Source organism: Pseudacidovorax intermedius (assembly GCF_003350475.1).
Classification (GTDB): domain Bacteria; phylum Pseudomonadota; class Gammaproteobacteria; order Burkholderiales; family Burkholderiaceae_C; genus Xenophilus; species Xenophilus intermedius.
The window spans coordinates 62,132-81,943 of sequence record NZ_QQAV01000011.1 but is presented as its reverse complement, the minus strand read 5'-3'; the positions used below and the strand labels follow the sequence as shown (position 1 = coordinate 81,943).

The following is a 19,812-nucleotide window of genomic DNA, read 5'->3' as shown; positions in this document are numbered from 1 at the left end:
ATGCCCGCTCCCGCCACCGGCCTCTACGGCCTCGCCCGTCCCTTGCTGTTCCGCATGGATGCGGAGGATGCCCACGAGCTGACGCTGGCGCAGTTGGCCCGGACACAGAACACGCCGCTGGCGGCGCTCTACAGCGTGCGCCGGGTGGAAGACCCGGTCGAACTCGCCGGCTTGCGCTTTCCTAACCGTGTGGGGCTGGCCGCAGGCCTGGACAAGAACGCCCGCTGCATCGACGCATTCGCCGCGATGGGCTTTGGCTTCGTGGAGGTGGGAACGGTCACGCCGCGCCCTCAGCCCGGCAATGCCCGCCCGCGCATGTTCCGTCTGCCGGCGGCCGAGGCCCTCATCAACCGCCTCGGCTTCAACAACGAAGGCCTGGACAGCTTTCTCGCCAATGTGCAACGTGCACGCTTCCGACAGCGCCGGGACCGGCTGCCGATGCTGCTGGGCCTCAACATCGGCAAGAACGCGAGCACGCCCATCGAACGGGCCGCCGACGACTACCTCGCCTGCCTGGACGGCGTCTATGCCTACGCGGACTATGTGACCGTCAACATCTCCAGCCCCAACACGGCCAATCTGCGCAGCCTGCAGAGCGATGAGGCCCTCGATGCCCTGCTGGGCGCACTGGCCGACCGGCGCGCGCAACTGCATGAGCGCACCGGCAAGCGCACACCCATCTTCCTGAAAATCGCCCCCGACCTGGACGAGGCGCAGGTGGCGGTGATCGCCGGCGCGCTGCGCCGCCAGGGCATGGACGGCGTGATCGCCACCAACACCACGCTGGCGCGCGATGCGGTGCAAGGGCTGCCGCATGGGCAGGAAGCCGGCGGCCTGTCCGGGGCACCGGTGCGCGACGCGAGCAACCGGGTGATCCGGCAGCTGCGGGGTGCGCTTGGAGCGGATTTCCCGATCATCGGCGTCGGCGGCATCCTGAGCGGTGCCGATGCGCAGGCCAAGATCGCCGCGGGGGCCGATGCGGTGCAGGTCTACACAGGCCTGATCTACCGCGGTCCGGGCTTGGTGAAGGAGGTGGCGAAGGCCCTGCTTCGCGCCCGTTGACCGGTACAACACCGGGGACAGAGAAAGGGAGAGAGACCGGCTTCTTTCAAGCCGGCCTCGATGGCTTTCAGCGCAGCTTCCAAAGGATAGGCAATGCCCAGCCGGCCCAGCGGACTAGACGCCGCGGGCCCAGCACAGCCACCACGGCAGCGGCTGCAGCACCGGTTGCGATGGGGTGCTCACGCGCCATTCGCATGGCGGTTGCCGACAGAGGCTGCGCTGGCGGTTGCGCTGCTGCACGGGCAGCCGCCTCGGCCTCGGCCGCCGCACGACGCTCCTGCAGCAACGCACGCCGTGCACGCTGGTCGGCGATTCGTGCCAGAACCTCTTCGCGCATCGCCGCGACCTGCGCGGGGTCTTGCGGCGCCGGTGAGGCATCAGGGTCAGCGCCCCCGGACAGGTCGCGCCGCAATTCCTGAGTCAGCGGATGGACCGCCTGCGATGTCTTCCGCACTCGCGCCAGCAGCAGGGCCACCAACACGACCCAGACGATGGCCCATGCCAAAGCCACCCACCAGGCCGCGCGGACGCGAAACGGACCGTCCCAGTAATGGACGACCACGGCTGCGGAAAGGACAACGCCCACGACGACACTGACCAGAGCGAGCAGTGCAGACAGCAATGCCGATTGCGCGAGCGGCGCACGAGCTTCCTGCCAGGCAAGCCCCGCGAGCTGCGCACGGTCATGGACGCCCAGCGCGGCTTCGGCGCCTGCCGCCTTCCAGCGACGCAATCGCGGCCCCAGCCCGACCACGTCGAGCAGCCGACTCATGTGCGCAGCCCCGTTGTGCGGGGCAGACGGCGATTCGGTGTCGGCACCATCAACGGCGGCTGCCGATCAGCAGACCCACAAGCACACCGACGGCCAGGGCAGCGCCAGCGATCTGCCAGGGCTCATCGTGCGCGTAGGCATTGGCGGTCTGTGCGGCCTCCTTGGCCTTCTTCGCAGCCACCTTGCTCTTTTCGGCGGCCAGTTCGCGGGCGATCGCGAGCTTGGTGTCCACGCGCTGCTTCAGCGCCTTGAGCTGGGGAACGCCTTCGAGGTCCTTGTTGGACAACACGCCGCGGACATCGCTGGCAAGGTCTTCGACCACGGCGTTGGCGGCGGCTTCGAGATTCTGGGTGACGGACATGGAATACCTTCCCTCGTATTCAAGACATCGGCGACGCGCCGACAACGAAAGCCACCTCGGGTGGCATGAGGAGGATATTAATGCCCGTACCTCGCCGCATTGCCGACGGACAAGCGCCCGGTCGGCATTAGCGGCCCGGCTTGCGTCAGCCCCCGCCACCTGTTAGGCCGGCTGGTTGGGCAGTTGCCTAGGGCGGAGACGACGCCATTCAGAGGGTACGCCAGCGAAAAGCGGCGGCACGCATGAAGGAGTGATGCACCCGCATGCGAAGGGACACCCTTCCGCGCATGGCCGGCAGAACCGGCGACGGGGGTTGCTGCCCGGGCGTCAGCGGCGTGCCGCGGTCGGGCTGGACCGGCAGTTCCGCCGGGTCGGCCGGCGGCGTGCTCATCATGGACTGGCGGGCAGAGACTTGCAGCATCACGGTCGCACTCCTTCAATGGTCTGCTCTGAACAAGAAGGCCGAGGCGGGCCTTACTTGCGGGGTGGCGTCACTGTCGAGCTCCCCATGTCGCGCGGGACCGGGCGAGCCGCGCCAAGGTGTGTCAGCAGGCGAAGCCATCGCCTGAGGCGCCGCAGCCCGCTGGCGTGCAGGCCATTTCTGGCACGCCGTGCCGCTACCCTTCCAAGTCCTGGATTCCCCGGATTGCGATCTGCGAATTTCTTCCGCCTAGAGCTCATTCGGCCTGCTTCTTGCGTAGCATCTCGCCATGGAGATCTCCGGACGGCCTTCCTTGCCCTCACTTCGCCATTCCCGATTCGAGGACATCCAGGCCTTGTGTGCCGGCACGTTGTTCGTCGCCATGGCGCTGGTGCTGTTTGGCCAGGCGGGCCTGCTCACGGGTGGCACCGCCGGGGCAGCCTTCCTGCTGCACTACGCCACCGGGATCGGGCTGGGACAAGGCTTTTTCCTGCTGAACCTGCCCTTCTACGGCTTTGCCTGGAAGCAGATGGGCGGCGAATTCACCGTCAAGACCTTTGCCGCGGTACTGCTGTTGTCGGTACTGACGGAGCTGGCCCCGCGATTCGTCTCGATCCAGGCGCTGCATCCGGCCTTCGCGGCCATCTTCGGGGGACTGATGCTGGGCACGGGCTGCCTGTTCCTCGCCCGCCATCGGGCCAGCCTGGGGGGCGCTACTGTCATCTCGCTCTACCTGCAGGAGCGCCGCGGCTGGCGAGCCGGCAAGGTGCAACTGGCCATCGACTGCACCGTGCTGCTGGCCGCGCTGTTCGTGGTGGAGCCTTCGCGGGTCGGCTGGTCGATCCTCGGCGCCGGGGTGATGGGTGGATTCCTGTGGATCAACCACCGGCCGGGCCGCTACGTCGGCAGCTGAAGACCTGGTTTTTTCCCGGGACGACCGACGAGCGCGTCCATCGTCGCATCCGATCCGCCACTTCTGCCGCGCAGGCGCGGCTGCCCCAGCCGCCGCGCGCCCTCGCGTCAGGACCCGCTGCTATATTGCGGCGCAGCGAAACTTGCGCCTCACGACCCCATGCTGTACCACCTCTATGAAGCCCAGCGCTCGCTGATGGAGCCCTTCGCGGACTTCGCACGGGCCGTCTCCAAGCTCTACGGCAACGGCTCCATGTTCAGCCAGTTGCCGATGGCCCAGCGCGTGGCCGCGGGCTACGACCTGCTCTACAGGCTGGGCAAGGACTATGAAAAGCCTGAATTCGGCATCCAGTCCGTCGAGGTGGACCGCGCCGACGTGGTGATCCACGAGATCGTGGAGATCGACAAGCCCTTCTGCCAGCTGCGCCGCTTCAAGCGCTACACGGACGACCCGGCGGTGCTGGCCACGCTCAAGAGCCAGCCGGTCGTGCTGATCGTGGCGCCCCTGTCGGGCCACTATGCCACGCTGCTGCGCGACACCGTGCGCACCATGCTGCAGGGCCACAAGGTCTACATCACCGACTGGAAGAACGCCCGCACCGTTCCGCTGTCCGACGGCGAGTTCCACCTGGACGACTACATCAACGATGTGCAGGAATTCATCCGCCACGTGCAGGCCGAATACGGCAACTGCCATGTGATGAGCGTCTGCCAGCCCACGGTGCCCGTGCTGGCCGCGATTTCGCTGATGGCCAGCCGCGGCGAGGCGACGCCGCTGACGATGACGATGATGGGCGGCCCCATCGACGCCCGCCGCTCGCCCACCGCCGTGAACAACCTGGCGATGAACAAGAGCTTCGAGTGGTTCGAGAACAACGTCATCTATCGCGTGCCGCAGGGCTTTCCGGGCGAAGGCCGGCGCGTCTACCCCGGCTTCCTGCAGCACACCGGTTTCGTGGCGATGAACCCCGACCGGCACGCGACCAGCCATTACGACTACTTCAAGGATCTCGTGAAGGGCGACGACGCCAGCGCCGAGGCCCACCGCAAGTTCTACGACGAGTACAACGCCGTGCTCGACATGGATGCGGACTACTACCTGGAGACGATCAGCACGGTCTTCCAGGAATTCAAGCTGGTGCATGGCACCTGGGACGTGCGCAACGAGGCGGGCCAGATCGAGCGCGTGCGGCCGCAGGACATCCGCCAGTCGGCACTGCTGACCGTGGAAGGCGAACTGGACGACATCTCCGGCTCCGGCCAGACCCGCGCCGCGCACGACCTGTGCACCCAGATCCCGGCAGAGCACCGCGAGCATTACGAAGTCGCCGGCGCAGGCCACTACGGCATCTTCAGCGGTCGCCGCTGGCGCGAGATGGTCTATCCCAAGGTCTGTGCCTTCATCGCTGCGCACGACCAGCCCCAGACCCGCGACGACGCGCCGCTCGCCGCCGAGGACGTTCGACGTCCGCGCGCGGCCAAGGCGGTGGTGGCCAAGCCTGCGGCGAAGGCCTCCGAGACCGTCGAGGTGCCCGCGGCCGCTCCTGCGCCCCGCAAGGTGCCGGCCCGCAAGACGGCCAAGCCTGCCGCCGCGCCGGCCAGCGTGGCCGAGGCGCCCTCGCCCGCTCCTGCCCGCAAGGCCCCGGCACGGCGGCGAACGAGCGCCTGAGCCCGGCGCGCCCTGCCCTCATGTCCGGTACGCTGACCGAACGCCTGCTCGATGCCCTGCCCCAGACGCAGTGCACCCGATGCGGCTACCCGGACTGCGCCGGCTACGCCGCGGCGCTGGCCGACGGCAGCGCCGCCATCGACCGCTGCCCGCCGGGCGGTGCCGATGGCGTGCGTCGCCTGGCGGCGCTTCTGGGGCGCGACGAGCGCCCGCTGAACCCGGAGTGCGGCAGCGAAGGTCCGCGCACCCTGGCCGTGATCGACGAAGCCTGGTGCATCGGCTGCACGCGCTGTCTCGAGGTGTGCCCCACGGATGCCATCCTGGGCTTCCACAAGCGGATGCACACCGTCATCGAGACGCATTGCACGGGCTGCGAGTTGTGTGTGCCCGTCTGCCCGGTGGACTGCATCGCTCTGGAGGTGGTCACGCCCGGCCTGAGCGGATGGGCGGCGTGGTCGCAGACGCAGGCCGACGATGCCCGGCGACGCTACACCGCGCGCCAGCGGCGCATCGCGCCCCCTGAGAACGAACAGCAGCCCGTGGCCGGAGTCGCCCGCCCTGCCGCCGTCGACGCCCTGCCTGCGGCGAACAACAGCGCCGAAACGACCGAGACTCGCAAACGCCAGATCGTGGAAGCAGCCTTGGCGCGAGCGCGCGCCGGACGCGTGCCCCGGGCAGACGCTCCATGACCGCAGAGACGCTGCTCCTCTACGTCCTGGCCTGCGTGGCCATCGCGGTGATACCCGGACCGACCATGCTGCTCGCCCTGTCCAACGGCATGGCTGGCGGCATGCGCCGAGCGGCCTGGGGCATCGCAGGCGCCTGTTTCGGCAGCGCCGCCGTCATCGCCGTGGTGGCATTGGGCCTGGGTTCGCTGCTGGCGGCCTCGCACTGGCTGTTCGACGCGCTGCGCGCGGCGGGTGTGCTGTACCTGGCTTGGCTGGGCCTGAAAATATGGCGTGCACCGACGACCGATCCGCGCGCTGCGCTTGCCCAGGCGCCCCAGGACGAAGCGCAGCGCGGCGTCGCCCTGCTGCGCAGCTTGGCCGTGGCCCTGTCCAACCCCAAGGCGGTGTTCTTCTTCGCCGCTTTCCTGCCTCAGTTTGTCGATGCTCGCCAGCCACAGGCGCCGCAGTACGCGCTGCTGGGCGGCGTCTTCATCGCCATCGACCTGCTGGTGATGCTGGCCTACGCATGCGCCGGCACGCAGGCCGTACGGTGGATGTCCCAGCGCAGCCTGCGTTGGCTCAACCGCGGCTGTGGCGCGGGCATGTGGCTCCTGGCCGGTGCACTGGCCTTGGGACGACGGCCAGGCGCCTGAACGCCTGCTCCGGCCACGCTCACGCTCAGTCCCCCGAGGTGGCCGCGAGCGCGCCGAAGGCCTTCACCACCTCGGCTGGCGCCTGCACCAGTTCGATGAGCACGCCCTCCCCCGATATGGGGAACTCGTCGTTGCCCTTGGGATGCAGAAAGCAGATGTCGAACCCGGCCGCCCCGTGTCGGATGCCGCCCGGTGCGAAGCGCACGCCCTGCGCCGTCAGCCATTCCACGGCGCGCGGCAGGTCGTCGATCCACAAACCGACGTGGTTGAGCGGCGTCGTGTGTACGGCCGGCTTCTTCTCGAGGTCCAGCGGCTGCATCAGGTCGACCTCCACCTTGAAGGGTCCGCTGCCGATGGCGCACATGTCCTCGTCGACGTTCTCCCGCTCGCTCTTGAAGGTGCCGGTCACCTCCAGCCCCAGCATGTCGACCCACAGCGTGGCAAGGCGCTGCTTGTCGACGCCACCGATGGCGATCTGCTGGACGCCCAGCACCTTGAACGGACGTTCAGCAGTCATTCGCATGCTCCTTCATTGGCGGCCACCTCATGGCCGCGCAGACCCAGCCTGGCCAGCAACTGCCGGTCGGCCTCCACATCGGGATTGCCGGTGACCAGCAGCTTGTCGCCGTAGAAGATCGAGTTGGCGCCGGCCAGGAAGCACAGCGCCTGCACTGCCTCGCCCAGTTGCTGGCGGCCGGCCGACAGGCGCACCCGCGCCTTGGGCATGAGGATGCGCGCGACGGCGATCACGCGCACGAAGTCCAGCGGATCGATAGGCTCGCTGTCCGCCAGCGGCGTACCGGGCACACGCACCAGGCTGTTGATGGGCACCGACTCCGGATAGGGATCGAGGTTGGCCAGTTGCGCCAGCAGGCCGGCGCGGTGCACCGGCGCTTCGCCCATGCCCACGATGCCACCGCAGCACACGCTGATGCCAGCCGCGCGCACATGGGCCAGCGTGTCCAGCCTGTCCTGGTAGGTGCGGGTGTCGACGATGTCGCCGTAGTACTCGGGCGCGGTGTCGAGGTTGTGGTTGTAGTAGTCCAGGCCGGCGTCGCGCAGCGCCTGGGCCTGATGAGCCTCCAGCATGCCCAACGTGGCACAGGACTGCAGGCCCAGGCCCTTCACGGCCTGCACCAGCTCGGCCACCCTCTCGATGTCGCGGTCCTTGGGCGCACGCCAGGCGGCGCCCATGCAGAAGCGTGTGGCGCCCGCATCCCTGGCCGCCTGTGCGGCGGCAGTGACCTCTTCGACGCTCATCAGCTTCTGCGCCTTGACGCCGGTGTCGAACTCGGCAGATTGAGGACAGTAGCCGCAGTTCTCCGGGCAACCGCCCGTCTTGACGGACAGCAGCGTCGCCAGCTCGATGTCGCCGGCCGGCCAGTGCTCGCGGTGCACGGTCTGCGCGCGGAAGAGCAACTCGTTGAAGGGCAGATCCAGCAGAGCCTGCACCTCCTCGACGCGCCATCGTGCGGTTTCGGAGGCCGCGGATATTGCGCGATGCAGCCTCACGGGATGTTCAAGGGTCGTATCCATGCGCTCGATCGTCCCCATGCCCATTCAGTTGAACTCCAGGATCACCTGGTCCACTGCCAGCGACTCGCCGCTGGCCGCGGCGATCTTGCCGACCACGCCGTCCTGCGCCGCAAAGAGCACGTTCTCCATCTTCATGGCTTCGATGACGGCCAGCTTCTCGCCGGCCTGCACCTGCTGGCCTTCCTTGACGGCAACGTCCACCAGCAGCCCGGGCATGGGTGAGAGCAGGAACTTGCTCATGTCCGGCGGTGCCTTGTAAGGCATCAGCGACTGCAGCCGCGCGCCCAGCGGCGACAGCACCACGGCCTCGATCTGCGTGCCGTTGTGCTGCACGCGCAGCGCCAGCGGGTTCTTGCCCGCACCACGTTCCACCTGCGCCGTGAAGGGCTGCCCGTTCACGCGGCCTTCGAGACGGATACCGCCCAGCGGCGACCGGCTTTCGAGCTGGTAGCTGCGGCCGCCCACCTGCACGGCGCTCGCGCCAGTCGCCCCCTGGAAGTCGGTCACGCTCACCGGCGTGTGACGATGCTCGCCGTCCGCGGCCAGCGTGACGACGACGAACTGCTCACCCACCTTCACGCCATGGCCGGCCAGCTGGCCGCTGATGCCCGAGGCACGCGCGCGGTAGCGGCGATGCGCGTAGGCGGCCAGGGCGACGAGGAAGTCCGGGTCGTCGTGCGGCACGTCCTCAGCCCGGAAACCGTGGCCGTAGTGCTCGGCGATGAAGCCGGTGTTGAATTCGCCGCTGACGAACTTGGGATGCGCCAGCAGCGCCGCCTGGAAAGGAATGTTGCTGTGGATGCCGCGGATCGCGAAGCCGTTGAGCGCCTCGCGCATCAGCGCGATGGCATGCGCCCGGTCCCGCCCGTGCACGATGAGCTTGGCGATCATCGAGTCGTAGTACATCGGGATCTCGCCGCCCTCGTACACGCCGGTGTCCACGCGCACCCCATAGGCGTCAGGCGCATTCGGCTCGGAGGCCGACAGCGATTCGGCCGGCGGCTGGAACTTCACCAGCCGGCCCGTCGACGGCAGGAAGTTGCGGAACGGGTCTTCCGCATTGATGCGGCATTCGATGGCCCAGCCGTCGCGCTTCACGTCGGCCTGCGTCAGCGGCAGCGGCTCGCCGGCCGCGACGCGGATCATCAGCTCCACCAGGTCCAGCCCGGTGATGCACTCGGTGACCGGGTGCTCGACCTGCAGGCGGGTGTTCATCTCCAGGAAGTAGAAGTCCTGGTCCTTGCCGACCACGAACTCCACCGTGCCGGCGGACTGGTAGTTCACCGCCTTGGCCAGCGCCACGGCCTGCTCGCCCATGGCCTTGCGCGTGGCATCGCTGATGAAGGGCGACGGCGCCTCCTCGATCACCTTCTGATGGCGTCGCTGGATGGAGCATTCGCGCTCGTTGAGGTAGATCACATGGCCCTGGCTGTCACCCAGCACCTGGATCTCGATGTGGCGCGGCTGCTCGACGAACTTCTCGATGAAGATGCGGTCGTCGCCGAAGGAATTGCGCGCCTCGTTGCGGCAGGAGGTGAAGCCCTCCAGCGCCTCCTTGTCGTTGAAGGCGACGCGCAGCCCCTTGCCGCCGCCACCTGCACTGGCCTTGATCATCACCGGATAGCCGATGCCCTTGGCGATCTCCACCGCCTGCTCGGGCGTGTCGATGGCGTCGTTGTAGCCGGGGATGGTGTTGACCTTGGCCTCGTTCGCCAGCTTCTTGGAGGCGATCTTGTCGCCCATGGCCGCGATCGAATGGTGCTTGGGCCCGATGAAGACGATGCCCTCTTCCTCCACGCGTTTGGCGAAGGCCTCGTTCTCCGACAGGAAGCCGTAGCCCGGGTGCACCGCTTCGGCCCCGGTCTTCTTGCAGGCCTCGATGATGCGGTCGGCCATCAGGTAGGACTCGCGCGACGGCGCCGCGCCGATGTGCACGGCCTCGTCGGCCAGTTCGACATGGCGGGCGTCGCGGTCCGCGTCCGAGTACACGGCCACGGTCTCGATGCCCATCTTGCGGGCGGTCTTGATGACGCGGCAGGCGATTTCGCCGCGGTTGGCGATCAGGATCTTCTTGAACATTGCGGCTCCGTTCTTTGGGCGTTGCGATGCGACGCTGCTCACTGCAGGCCCAGCGACTGGCGCATGGCGGCATTCCTGGCCTCGGCCCGCTGGAAGGCAGGGCGCGCGTCCAGGCGAGCGACATAGTCAGCGAACACGGGCGTGGACTCGATCTGCTTGAAGGCGATCATGAAGCGCAGCGTGCCGCCGAACACCACGTCGGCCATGGAGAAGCGCTCGCCCAACAGGAAGTCGCTGCCCGCGATGGCTGCCTCCGCTGCGCCGAGCATGCTGTCGAAGCTGCCCCAGCCGGCCGACATCTCCTTGACGGTCCAGCCCGAATGCTTGGCCATGACGGCAGGCTCGATCACGCTCGGCGCGAAGAGCGCCCAGCGCAGGTAGGTGCCGCGCTGCGGATCGTCCAGCGCTGGCGCCAGGTGGGGCGCGTAGCGGTCGGCCAGGTAGAGCGCGATGGCGGCCGACTCGGTGACGACGACATCGCCGTCCACCAGCGTGGGCAGCTTGCCCATAGGATTCTTCGACATCAGCTCGGGGCCCTTCTGCTCGCCCTTCATGATGTCGACGACCTTCAAGTCGTAGTCGACGCCGGCTTCTTCCAGCGCCCAGAGCGTGCCCGCGGCGCGCGAGTACGGGTGGTAGTAGAGGCTGAGGGTCATGGTGTGCTCCTTGACTGCACGGCGCTCACAGTGGGATGTTCCCGTGCTTGCGCCACGGGTTCTCCAGCTTCTTCTCACGCAGCATCACCAGGCTGCGGCAGATGCGCTTGCGCGTCTCGTGCGGCAGGATGACGTCGTCGATGTAGCCACGCGCGCTGGCCACGAAGGGGTTGGCGAAGCGGGCCTTGTATTCGGCCTCGCGGGCGGCGAGCTTTTCGGGGTCCTTCTTCTCTTCGCGGAAGATGATCTCCACCGCGCCCTTGGCGCCCATCACCGCGATCTCGGCACGCGGCCAGGCCAGGTTGACGTCGCCCCGCAAATGCTTCGACGCCATCACGTCGTACGCGCCACCATAGGCCTTGCGCGTGATAACGGTGATCTTGGGCACCGTGCATTCGGCATACGCATACAGCAGCTTGGCGCCGTGCTTGATGATGCCGCCGTACTCCTGGCTGGTGCCGGGCATGAAGCCGGGCACGTCCACGAAGGTGACGACCGGGATGTTGAAGGCATCGCAGAAGCGCACGAAGCGCGCCGCCTTGATGGAGCTCTTGATGTCCAGGCAGCCGGCCAGCACCAGCGGCTGGTTGGCGACGATGCCCACGCTCTGGCCTTCCATGCGAGCGAAGCCGATCACGATGTTCTTGGCGTAGTCGGGCTGCAGCTCGAAGAAGTCGCCGTCGTCCACGACCTTGAGGATCAGCTCCTTCATGTCGTAGGGCTTGTTGGGGTTGTCGGGCACCAGCGTGTCCAACGACAGGTCGGCGCGGTCGGCCGGGTCGCCGCTGGGGCGCACCGGCGGCTTCTCGCGGTTGGAGAGCGGCAGGTAGTTGTACAGGCGGCGCAGCATCATCAGCGCCTCCACATCGTTCTCGAAGGCCAGGTCGGCCACGCCGCTCTTGGTGGTGTGGGTGATGGCGCCGCCCAGTTCCTCGGCCGTGACGTTCTCGTGCGTCACGGTCTTCACGACCTCGGGGCCGGTGACGAACATGTAGCTGGAGTCCTTCACCATGAAGATGAAGTCGGTCATGGCCGGCGAGTACACGGCACCGCCGGCACAGGGACCCATGATCAGGCTGATCTGCGGCACCACGCCCGAGGCCATCACGTTGCGCTGGAACACATCGGCATAGCCGCCCAGCGAAGCCACGCCTTCCTGGATGCGCGCGCCGCCGGAGTCGTTGAGGCCGATGACCGGCGCGCCCACCTTCATGGCCTGGTCCATCACCTTGCAGATCTTTTCGGCATGGGCCTCGGAGAGCGCGCCGCCGAAGACGGTGAAGTCCTGGCTGAAGACGAACACCAGCCGGCCGTTGATCATGCCGTAGCCCGTGACCACGCCGTCACCGGGGATCTTGTTGTCCGCCATGCCGAAGTCGGTGCAGCGGTGCTCGACGAACATGTCCCATTCTTCGAAGGTGCCGTCGTCCAGCAGCAGTTCGATGCGCTCGCGCGCCGTGAGCTTGCCCTTGGCATGTTGCGCATCGATGCGCTTCTGGCCGCCGCCCTGGTGCGCCTGCGCGCGGCGGCGTTCGAGTTCTTCGAGGATGTCCTTCATGGTGTCCTGTCGGTTGGGGATGAGGCGGGCGGCGCATCTGTCGCCGTCCGGGATTCGGGGATGGGTGGCTGCGCGGCCAGAGCCAGCAGCTGGCGCGCGGCGGTGGACGCGGCCACATGGCCGGCGGCCACCTTGGCCGACACATCGGCCAGCCGCTCGCGCACCTGGGGATGCTGACGGAAGGCGTGACGCAGGCCGGTCTCGATGCGTTCCCACATCCAGGCCAGTGCCTGCTTCTCGCGGCGTGCTTCGAGTCGGCCGTTGGCCGTCTGCAACTGGCGGAACTCAGTCACGGCGGCCCAGAAGCGGTCCACGCCAGCGCCGGTCAGCGCGCTGAGCTGCATCACGCGCGGCAGCCAATGGCGCACTTCGGCCCCGGTGTGCGCGTCGTGCACCGCCTGGGCATGTTGCGGATTGCCATGATGGCCGAAGAGCCGCAGCGCCGAGGTGATCTGCGCCTGGGCCCGCGTGGCCGCATCGGCGTCGATGTCGGCCTTGTTGATGACGACCAGATCGGCGATTTCCATCACGCCCTTCTTGATGGCCTGGAGGTCGTCGCCGGCATTGGGCAGTTGCAGCAGCACGAACATGTCGGTCATACCGGCCACGGCCGTCTCGCTCTGGCCCACGCCGACGGTCTCGACAATCACCACGTCGTAGCCCGCGGCTTCACAGACCAGCATGGCTTCGCGCGTCTTCTCCGCCACGCCGCCGAGCGTGCCCGACGAGGGGCTGGGGCGGATGTACGCCTGCTCGTGCACCGAGAGGCGCTCCATGCGCGTCTTGTCGCCCAGGATCGAGCCGCCGGACACGGTGGACGACGGGTCGATGGTGAGCACCGCCACGCGGTGGCCGTGGTCGATCAGGTGCAGGCCCAGGGCCTCGATGAAGGTGGATTTGCCCACCCCCGGCACGCCCGAGATGCCGAGGCGGAAACTCTTGCCCGTGTGCGGCAGCAGCGCGGTGAGCAGCTCGTCGGCCTGCGCGCGGTGGTCGGCACGGGTCGATTCGAGCAGCGTGATCGCCTTGGCCATGGCGCGGCGCTGGGCAGGGCCGGCCTGGCCGTGGATGGCCTCGACCGAGACCTTGAAAAGCACTCCCATGCGGGCGGCGATCAGGCAGCGACAGCCGCCCGGATCTGCTCCAGCACATCTTTCGCACTGGCTGGGATCGGCGTGCCGGGCCCATAGATGCCCTTCACGCCCGCCTCGTACAGGAACTCGTAGTCCTGCCGCGGAATCACGCCCCCGACGAAGACGATGATGTCGTCCGCGCCCTGCTTCTTCAGCTCCTCGATGATGGCCGGCACCAGCGTTTTGTGGCCCGCCGCCAGCGTGCTCACGCCCACGGCATGCACGTCGTTCTCGATGGCCTGGCGGGCACATTCCTCGGGGGTCTGGAAGAGCGGGCCCATGTCCACATCGAAACCCAGGTCGGCGAAGGCCGTGGCCACCACCTTGGCGCCGCGGTCGTGGCCGTCCTGGCCCAGCTTGGAGATCATCACGCGCGGACGCCGACCCTGGTCCTCGGCGAAGGCGTCGATCTCCTTCTTCAGCGCCTCCCAGCCCTCGGCCGAGTCGTAGGCGGCGGCGTAGACGCCGGTCACCTTCTGCGTGTCGGCGCGGTGGCGGCCAAAGGCCTTCTCCAGCGCGTCCGACACCTCGCCCACCGTGGCGCGCAGGCGGATGGCCTGGATACTCAGGTCGAGCAGGTTGCCCTCGTTCTTCTCGGCGGCGGCCGTGAGCGCATCGAGCGCCGCCTGCACCTTGGCGCTGTCACGGGCAGCGCGGATCTTCTGCAGCCGCGCCACCTGCTGGTCGCGCACCTTCATGTTGTCGATGGCGAGGATCTCGACCGGGTCCTCGTTCTTGAGCTTGTACTTGTTGACGCCCACGATGACATCGCGGCCCGAGTCGATGCGCGCCTGCTTTTCGGCCGCGGCGGCTTCGATCTTGAGCTTGGCCCAGCCGCTGTCCACGGCCTTCGTCATGCCGCCCATGGCCTCGACCTCCTCGATGATGGCCCAGGCGGCGTCGGCCATGTCCTGGGTGAGCTTCTCCATCATGTAGCTGCCGGCCCAGGGGTCAATGACGCTGGTGATGTGCGTCTCTTCCTGAATGATCAGCTGCGTGTTGCGGGCGATCCGGGCGCTGAATTCGGTGGGCAACGCGATGGCTTCGTCGAGCGCATTGGTGTGCAGCGACTGCGTGCCGCCGAACACCGCGGCCATGGCCTCGATGGTGGTGCGCACGACGTTGTTGTAAGGGTCCTGCTCGGTGAGCGACCAGCCCGACGTCTGGCAATGCGTGCGCAGCATCAGGCTCTTGGGGTTCTTGGCGTTGAAGCCCTTCATGATCCGGCACCACAGCAGGCGCGCGGCGCGCATCTTGGCGACTTCGAGGTAGAAGTTCATGCCGATGGCCCAGAAGAAGCTGAGGCGCCCGGCGAAGTCGTCCACGTCCATGCCCTTGGCAATGGCGGTCTTCACGTACTCCTTGCCGTCGGCCAAGGTGAAGGCCAGCTCCAGCGCCTGGTTGGCGCCGGCTTCCTGCATGTGGTAGCCAGAGATCGAGATCGAGTTGAACTTCGGCATGTTCTTGGCCGTGTACTCGATGATGTCGCCGATGATCCGCATGCTCGGCTCGGGCGGATAGATGTAGGTGTTGCGGACCATGAACTCCTTGAGGATGTCGTTCTGGATGGTCCCGCTGAGCTTGTCCTGCGACACGCCCTGCTCTTCCGCCGCCACCACGTAGCCGGCCAGCACGGGCAGCACGGCGCCGTTCATGGTCATCGACACGCTGACCTTGTCGAGCGGGATGCCGTCGAACAGGATCTTCATGTCCTCCACCGAATCGATGGCCACACCGGCCTTGCCGACGTCGCCGGTCACGCGCGGATGGTCGCTGTCGTAGCCGCGGTGGGTGGCCAGGTCGAAGGCCACCGACACGCCCTGCCCGCCCGCGGCCAGGGCCTTGCGGTAGAACGCGTTCGACTCTTCGGCGGTGGAGAAGCCCGCGTACTGGCGGATGGTCCAGGGCCGCACGGCGTACATCGTGGCCTGCGGGCCGCGGATGTAGGGCTCGAAGCCAGGCAACGTGTCGCTGTAGCGCAGGCCCTGCAGGTCGGCGGCCGTGTAGAGCGGCTTGACGGTGATGCCGTCGGGCGTCACCCAGTTCAGCGCCGAGACGTCGCCGCCGGGGGCCGACTTGGCCGCGGCGCGCGCCCAGTCTTCGAGGGTGGAGGGCTTGAATTCGGAATCCGCCATGCTTCGTCTCTCTCGCTTGACCTCTGGTGCCGGAAGTGCGGCCACGCTGGCCGACCCCGGGGAATCCCGCAAGTCTAGCTGTCTGTAATTATTAATTCAATTATGAATTAGGGCCTGCTTCTGCGATACAGTCGCCAACATGTCTGCCCTGACCCTCACCCCGCGCGCCCTCTATGAAGAGGTGGCGGAGCTGCTGCGCCAGCGCATCTTCCGCCGCGAACTGGAGCCCGGCAGCTGGATCGACGAGCTGCGCATCGCGGAAGAACTGGGCATCAGCCGCACGCCGCTGCGCGAGGCGCTGAAGGTGCTGGCCGCCGAGGGGCTGGTGACGATGAAGCTGCGCCGCGGCGCCTACGTGACCGAGGTGTCCGACCGCGACCTGGCCGACGTGTATCACCTGCTCGCCCTGCTGGAGAGCGACGCCGCCGGCGTGGTCGCCACCCGTGCGACCGAGCCCCAGATCGCCGAACTGCGCGCCCTGCACGAGGAGCTGGAGGCCGCCGCCCGCCCCGGCCAGGTGGACCGGGAGCACTTCTTCGCCGTCAACGAGCGCTTCCACATGCGGCTGCTGGCCATCGCCGACAACCGCTGGCGCGATCAGATGGTGGCCGACCTGCGCAAGGTGATGAAGCTCAACCGCCACAACTCGCTGCTGAAGGCGGGGCGCATCGAGGAATCGCTGGCGGAGCACCGCGCTCTGGTGGTCGCCATTGAGGCGCGAGACGCGCAGGCGGCCGAGGCGCGCATGCGTGAGCATTTCGCGAACGGGCTCGAAGCGGCGTCCTGAGTCGCCGCTCGGTCCTGGTGGGTCGCGGCCTGCTGCCGGGCCGTCAGCTTAAGCTGCTCGCCGCCCGTGGGACGATCAGCCCGGCGGCCTGCGCGCTCAGGCCTCGGCAGTGGCGCTGGCGTGCGCCCGGGCCATGACCTCGTGCGGATCCAGCTCGCGCAGGCGATGGTCGCTCCACACCTGCCGCCAGCGCCGCGCGCCCGGCAGGCCATTGCGCAGCCCCAGCATGTGCCGCGCAATCGACTGCCACGACGTGCCGTGCGCCTGTTTCTCGCGACGCATGTAGTCGCACATCTGGGCCTCCACCTCCTCGCGCGTCATCTCACGCGGCGCGTCGCCGAAGAAGGCGCTGTCCCATTGCGAAAGCCACCACGGGTTGTGATACGCCTCGCGGCCCACCATCACGCCGTCGAGCAGGCGCAGTTGCGCGTGCACCTGCTCGTCGGCGTGGATGCCGCCGTTGATCGCGATGAACAGCTGAGGAAAGTCGTGCTTGAGGCGATGCACCAGCTCGTAGCGCAGCGGCGGGATCTCACGGTTCTGCTTGGGGCTCAGGCCCTTGAGCCACGCATTGCGCGCATGCACGATGAAGTGGCGGCAGCCGGCGTCGGCAACGGTGCCCACGAAGTCACGCACGAAGTCGTAGCTTTCCACCCGGTCGATGCCGATGCGGTGCTTGACGGACACGGGCACGCTCACCACGTCCAGCATCGCCTTCACGCCATCGGCCACCAGCACCGGCTCCGCCATCAGGCAGGCGCCGAATGCACCGCGCTGCACCCGCTCGCTGGGACAGCCGCAGTTCAGGTTGATCTCGTCGTAACCCCACTGCTCGCCCAGCCGCGCGCTGGCCGCCAGATCGGCGGGCTCGCTGCCACCCAGTTGCAGCGCGACCGGGTGCTCGGTCTCGTCGAAGCGCAGATGCCGCGCCGCATCACCGTGCAGGATGGCGCCGGTGTTCACCATCTCGGTGTACAGCAGCGCATGGCGGCTCAGGAGGCGGTGGAAGTAGCGGCAGCCCCTCTCTGTCCAGTCGAGCATCGGGGCCACGGAGAGCCGGCCGACGGGCAGCGACGCCTGCAGTGATGAGGAAAGGTCCTTGTCGTTCATGAGTTGGGCAGGGGCGCCGGTCGAGAGAGAGGCCGGCGAACAGCGTCGGTGTGGACGCTCGTTCCGCGGGAAAGAAAAACAGGAAGCCGCGCCACGCAGGGTGCGCATGGAGCGGCGGAAGGCCGGCATTTTCCCAGGTCCGAGCGATACGCGCGGCAAAGCCGGCCTTGGCGGCGGCCGAGCACCGCTGCACAAGTGCCGCGCGAGCCAGTCAGGCTCAATTAATAAACATGATTACGATATAGATGTTTATGAAAATCGATCCCTCCAAGCGCTTCAGCTTTCTGGTCAACCAGGTGGCCAAGCTGCACGGCGCCCACTTCGACCGGCTGGCCCGCGAACGGATGGGCCTGTCCCTGGCGCAATGCCGATTGCTCTGGGCGCTGGCACATCCCGAACAGCCCGAGCCGTTGTCGCAGGCCGCCGTGGCCCAACGCCTGGAAATCAGCGCCATGGCCGTCGCCACGCTCTGCGACCGGATGGAGGCTGGCGGCTGGATCCGGCGCGAGCCCTCGCCCAGTGACCGCCGCGTCAAGCTCATTCACGCCACGCCCCGCGCCCTCGATGCCATGGACCAGGCTCTCGCCCTCAGCGACGAGGTGCTGGCCCACGGCCTCGTCAACCTGAGTGCCGACGAGCAGGCCCAGCTCATGGCATTGCTGGCCAAAGCCCGCGAGGGCCTGCTCGCATGGCAACCTGAGGCGGCGCCGGCTTCGCTGCACGACGGCGGCGCGACCCGCGGCCCCGAGGAAACCGCCCCATGACCCCCACCCCCCAGAACCCCGTGCCCCACCGCGGCATGATCACCGTCTCGATCATGCTGGCGACGATCATGCAGGCGCTGGACACCACCATCGCCAACGTCGCCCTGCCCCACATGCAGGGCAGCCTGCAGGCCTCGCAGGACCAGATCACCTGGGTGCTGACCTCCTACATCGTGGCGGCGGCCATCACCCTGCCCCTGACCGGCTGGTTCTGCGGCCGGTGGGGCCGGCGGCGCGTCTTCCTGGTGTCGGTGGTGGGCTTCACGGTGGCGTCGGCGCTGTGCGGCATCGCGGGCTCGCTGGTCGAGATCGTCGGCGCTCGGCTGCTGCAGGGCGTTTTCGGGGCGGCGCTGGTGCCGCTGTCGCAGGCCGTGCTGCTCGACATCAACCCGCGCGAGAAGGTGGGCCAGGCCATGGCCATCTGGGGTGCGGGCATCATGATCGGCCCCATCCTGGGTCCGCTGCTGGGCGGATGGCTGACGGATCAGCTCGACTGGCGCTGGGTGTTCTTCATCAACCTGCCGGTGGGCATCGTGGCCTTCTGGGGCATCGCACGCTACCTGCCCGAGAGCCGTCCGAAGGCCGAGAAGCTCGACGTGTTCGGCTTCGCGACGCTCAGCCTGGGCATCGGCCTGCTGCAGCTCTTCCTGGACCGCGGCGAACAGCTGGACTGGTTCGACTCGTGGGAGATCCGTCTGGAGGCGGTCGGCGCCGTGGTCGCCCTCGCCTTCTTCGCCGTCCACACCTGGACCGTGCAGGGCGTGAGCTTTCTCAACCGCGACCTGCTGAAGGACCGCAACTTCGTCACCGGCCAGTTCTTCGCGTTCGTCGTCGGCATCATCCTGTTCGCGACGACCTCGCTGCTGCCGAACTTCCTGCAGGGGCTGATGGGCTATCCGGTCGTCTATACCGGCGCGGTCACCGCACCCCGCGGGGTGGGAACGATGATCGCCATGATCGTGGTCGGGCGGCTGGTCCACCGGATCGACGTGCGCGCCATCATGGCGGCCGGCTTCGGCCTGACGGCCTTCTCGCTGTGGCAGATGACGCGCTTCACGCCGGACATGGACAGCACGCTGATCGTCACCTCGGGCTTCATCCAGGGCCTGGGCATCGGCTTCACCTTCGTGCCGCTGTCGACCGCCACCTTTGCCACGCTGCCGGCGCAACTGCGCAACCAGGGCACGCCGATCTTCAGCCTGCTGCGCAACATCGGCAGCAGCGTCGGCATCTCGGTCGTGCAGACGCTGCTCACAGAAGGCTCGGGCCGGGCGCATGCCAATCTGGCCGCGCTGGTGTCGCCGGGCAACCAGGGGCTGCTGGCGCTGCCCCCGGTCATGGACCTGGGCACCCAGACCGGCCTCGCCGTCCTGAACGCCGAGGTCACGCGCCAGGCGACCATGGTGGCCTACCTCGACGACTTCTGGATCATGATGGTGCTGACCGCGGTGACCATCCCGCTGCTCCTGCTCATCCGTAGGCCGCCCAAGGCCGCGGGCGGCCCGGCCGAGATTCCGCACTGACCGTGCGGGACCG

Annotated in this window: 19 protein-coding genes; 8 read left to right on the top strand and 11 right to left on the bottom strand. The window is 67.8% G+C overall.

The window, feature by feature from the left end; genetic code table 11:
* Positions 1-1,062, top strand: a complete 1,062-nt coding sequence (locus DFR41_RS22315; RefSeq protein ID WP_114804333.1) for a quinone-dependent dihydroorotate dehydrogenase — start codon at positions 1-3, stop codon at positions 1,060-1,062.
* Positions 1,063-1,129: 67 nt separating this feature from the next.
* Here DFR41_RS22315 and DFR41_RS22310 read toward each other — a convergent pair whose 3' ends face one another.
* The 3 genes from DFR41_RS22310 to DFR41_RS22300 all read right to left on the bottom strand — a co-directional run bounded on the left by DFR41_RS22310 (position 1,130) and on the right by DFR41_RS22300 (position 2,619).
* The gene (locus DFR41_RS22310; RefSeq protein ID WP_114804332.1) at positions 1,130-1,834 is read right to left on the bottom strand and encodes a phage holin family protein; all 705 of its coding nucleotides are present in this window, start codon (positions 1,832-1,834) and stop codon (positions 1,130-1,132) included.
* A 49-nt stretch (positions 1,835-1,883) separates the two neighbouring features.
* Positions 1,884-2,195, bottom strand: coding sequence for a glycine zipper domain-containing protein (locus DFR41_RS22305; protein ID WP_017760725.1), 312 nt, complete (start codon positions 2,193-2,195; stop codon positions 1,884-1,886).
* A 208-nt stretch (positions 2,196-2,403) separates the two neighbouring features.
* Positions 2,404-2,619, bottom strand: coding sequence for a hypothetical protein (locus DFR41_RS22300; protein WP_211322640.1), 216 nt, complete (start codon positions 2,617-2,619; stop codon positions 2,404-2,406).
* Between the two features lie 286 nt (positions 2,620-2,905).
* On the opposite strand from DFR41_RS22300, the gene DFR41_RS22295 reads away from it, so the two are divergent.
* The 4 genes from DFR41_RS22295 to DFR41_RS22280 all read left to right on the top strand — a co-directional run bounded on the left by DFR41_RS22295 (position 2,906) and on the right by DFR41_RS22280 (position 6,518).
* Complete coding sequence (locus DFR41_RS22295; RefSeq protein WP_114804330.1) at positions 2,906-3,529, top strand: YitT family protein; 624 nt, start codon at positions 2,906-2,908, stop codon at positions 3,527-3,529.
* 159 nt (positions 3,530-3,688) lie between these two features.
* Positions 3,689-5,197, top strand: a complete 1,509-nt coding sequence (locus DFR41_RS22290) for a polyhydroxyalkanoate depolymerase (protein ID WP_114804329.1) — start codon at positions 3,689-3,691, stop codon at positions 5,195-5,197.
* A gap of 20 nt (positions 5,198-5,217) precedes the next feature.
* The gene (locus DFR41_RS22285) at positions 5,218-5,886 is read left to right on the top strand and encodes an RnfABCDGE type electron transport complex subunit B (protein WP_114804328.1); all 669 of its coding nucleotides are present in this window, start codon (positions 5,218-5,220) and stop codon (positions 5,884-5,886) included.
* Complete coding sequence (locus tag DFR41_RS22280; RefSeq protein WP_114804327.1) at positions 5,883-6,518, top strand: LysE family translocator; 636 nt, start codon at positions 5,883-5,885, stop codon at positions 6,516-6,518. The genes DFR41_RS22285 and DFR41_RS22280 overlap by 4 nt, the downstream gene beginning before the upstream one ends.
* 25 nt (positions 6,519-6,543) lie before the next feature.
* On the opposite strand, the gene DFR41_RS22275 is transcribed toward DFR41_RS22280, so the two are convergent.
* The 7 genes from DFR41_RS22275 to scpA are packed head-to-tail and all read right to left on the bottom strand — an operon-like array spanning position 6,544 to position 15,615.
* A complete protein-coding gene (locus DFR41_RS22275) occupies positions 6,544-7,041 on the bottom strand; it encodes a VOC family protein (RefSeq protein ID WP_425326720.1) in 498 nt (165 codons plus the stop codon).
* Complete coding sequence (gene bioB, locus DFR41_RS22270) at positions 7,032-8,054, bottom strand: biotin synthase BioB (protein WP_170159442.1); 1,023 nt, start codon at positions 8,052-8,054, stop codon at positions 7,032-7,034. Before bioB ends, DFR41_RS22275 begins: the two co-directional genes overlap by 10 nt.
* Positions 8,055-8,078: 24 nt before the next feature.
* A complete protein-coding gene (locus DFR41_RS22265; protein ID WP_114804325.1) occupies positions 8,079-10,133 on the bottom strand; it encodes an acetyl-CoA carboxylase biotin carboxylase subunit in 2,055 nt (684 codons plus the stop codon).
* Between the two features lie 38 nt (positions 10,134-10,171).
* Positions 10,172-10,789: a glutathione S-transferase family protein gene (locus DFR41_RS22260; protein WP_114804324.1), complete on the bottom strand. Its 618-nt coding sequence runs from the start codon at positions 10,787-10,789 to the stop codon at positions 10,172-10,174.
* Between the two features lie 25 nt (positions 10,790-10,814).
* Positions 10,815-12,347: an acyl-CoA carboxylase subunit beta gene (locus DFR41_RS22255; protein ID WP_114804323.1), complete on the bottom strand. Its 1,533-nt coding sequence runs from the start codon at positions 12,345-12,347 to the stop codon at positions 10,815-10,817.
* Positions 12,344-13,450 (bottom strand): methylmalonyl Co-A mutase-associated GTPase MeaB, encoded by a 1,107-nt coding sequence (gene meaB, locus DFR41_RS22250; protein WP_114804322.1) that lies wholly within the window; start codon positions 13,448-13,450, stop codon positions 12,344-12,346. Before meaB ends, DFR41_RS22255 begins: the two co-directional genes overlap by 4 nt.
* Positions 13,451-13,461: 11 nt before the next feature.
* The gene (scpA, locus tag DFR41_RS22245; RefSeq protein WP_114804321.1) at positions 13,462-15,615 is read right to left on the bottom strand and encodes a methylmalonyl-CoA mutase; all 2,154 of its coding nucleotides are present in this window, start codon (positions 15,613-15,615) and stop codon (positions 13,462-13,464) included.
* Positions 15,616-15,754: 139 nt separating this feature from the next.
* On the opposite strand from scpA, the gene DFR41_RS22240 reads away from it, so the two are divergent.
* Positions 15,755-16,402, top strand: a complete 648-nt coding sequence (locus DFR41_RS22240; RefSeq protein WP_017758541.1) for a GntR family transcriptional regulator — start codon at positions 15,755-15,757, stop codon at positions 16,400-16,402.
* Positions 16,403-16,498: 96 nt separating this feature from the next.
* On the opposite strand, the gene dusA is transcribed toward DFR41_RS22240, so the two are convergent.
* Complete coding sequence (gene dusA / locus DFR41_RS22235) at positions 16,499-17,512, bottom strand: tRNA dihydrouridine(20/20a) synthase DusA (RefSeq protein ID WP_114804320.1); 1,014 nt, start codon at positions 17,510-17,512, stop codon at positions 16,499-16,501.
* A gap of 251 nt (positions 17,513-17,763) precedes the next feature.
* Between dusA and DFR41_RS22230 the strand changes: the two genes are divergently transcribed.
* Both DFR41_RS22230 and DFR41_RS22225 read left to right on the top strand, forming a co-directional pair.
* Complete coding sequence (locus DFR41_RS22230) at positions 17,764-18,276, top strand: MarR family winged helix-turn-helix transcriptional regulator (protein ID WP_017758539.1); 513 nt, start codon at positions 17,764-17,766, stop codon at positions 18,274-18,276.
* Entirely contained in the window at positions 18,273-19,799 is a 1,527-nt protein-coding gene (locus DFR41_RS22225) for an MDR family MFS transporter (RefSeq protein ID WP_114804319.1), read from the top strand. Before DFR41_RS22230 ends, DFR41_RS22225 begins: the two co-directional genes overlap by 4 nt.
* The last annotated feature ends 13 nt before the right edge of the window (positions 19,800-19,812 follow it).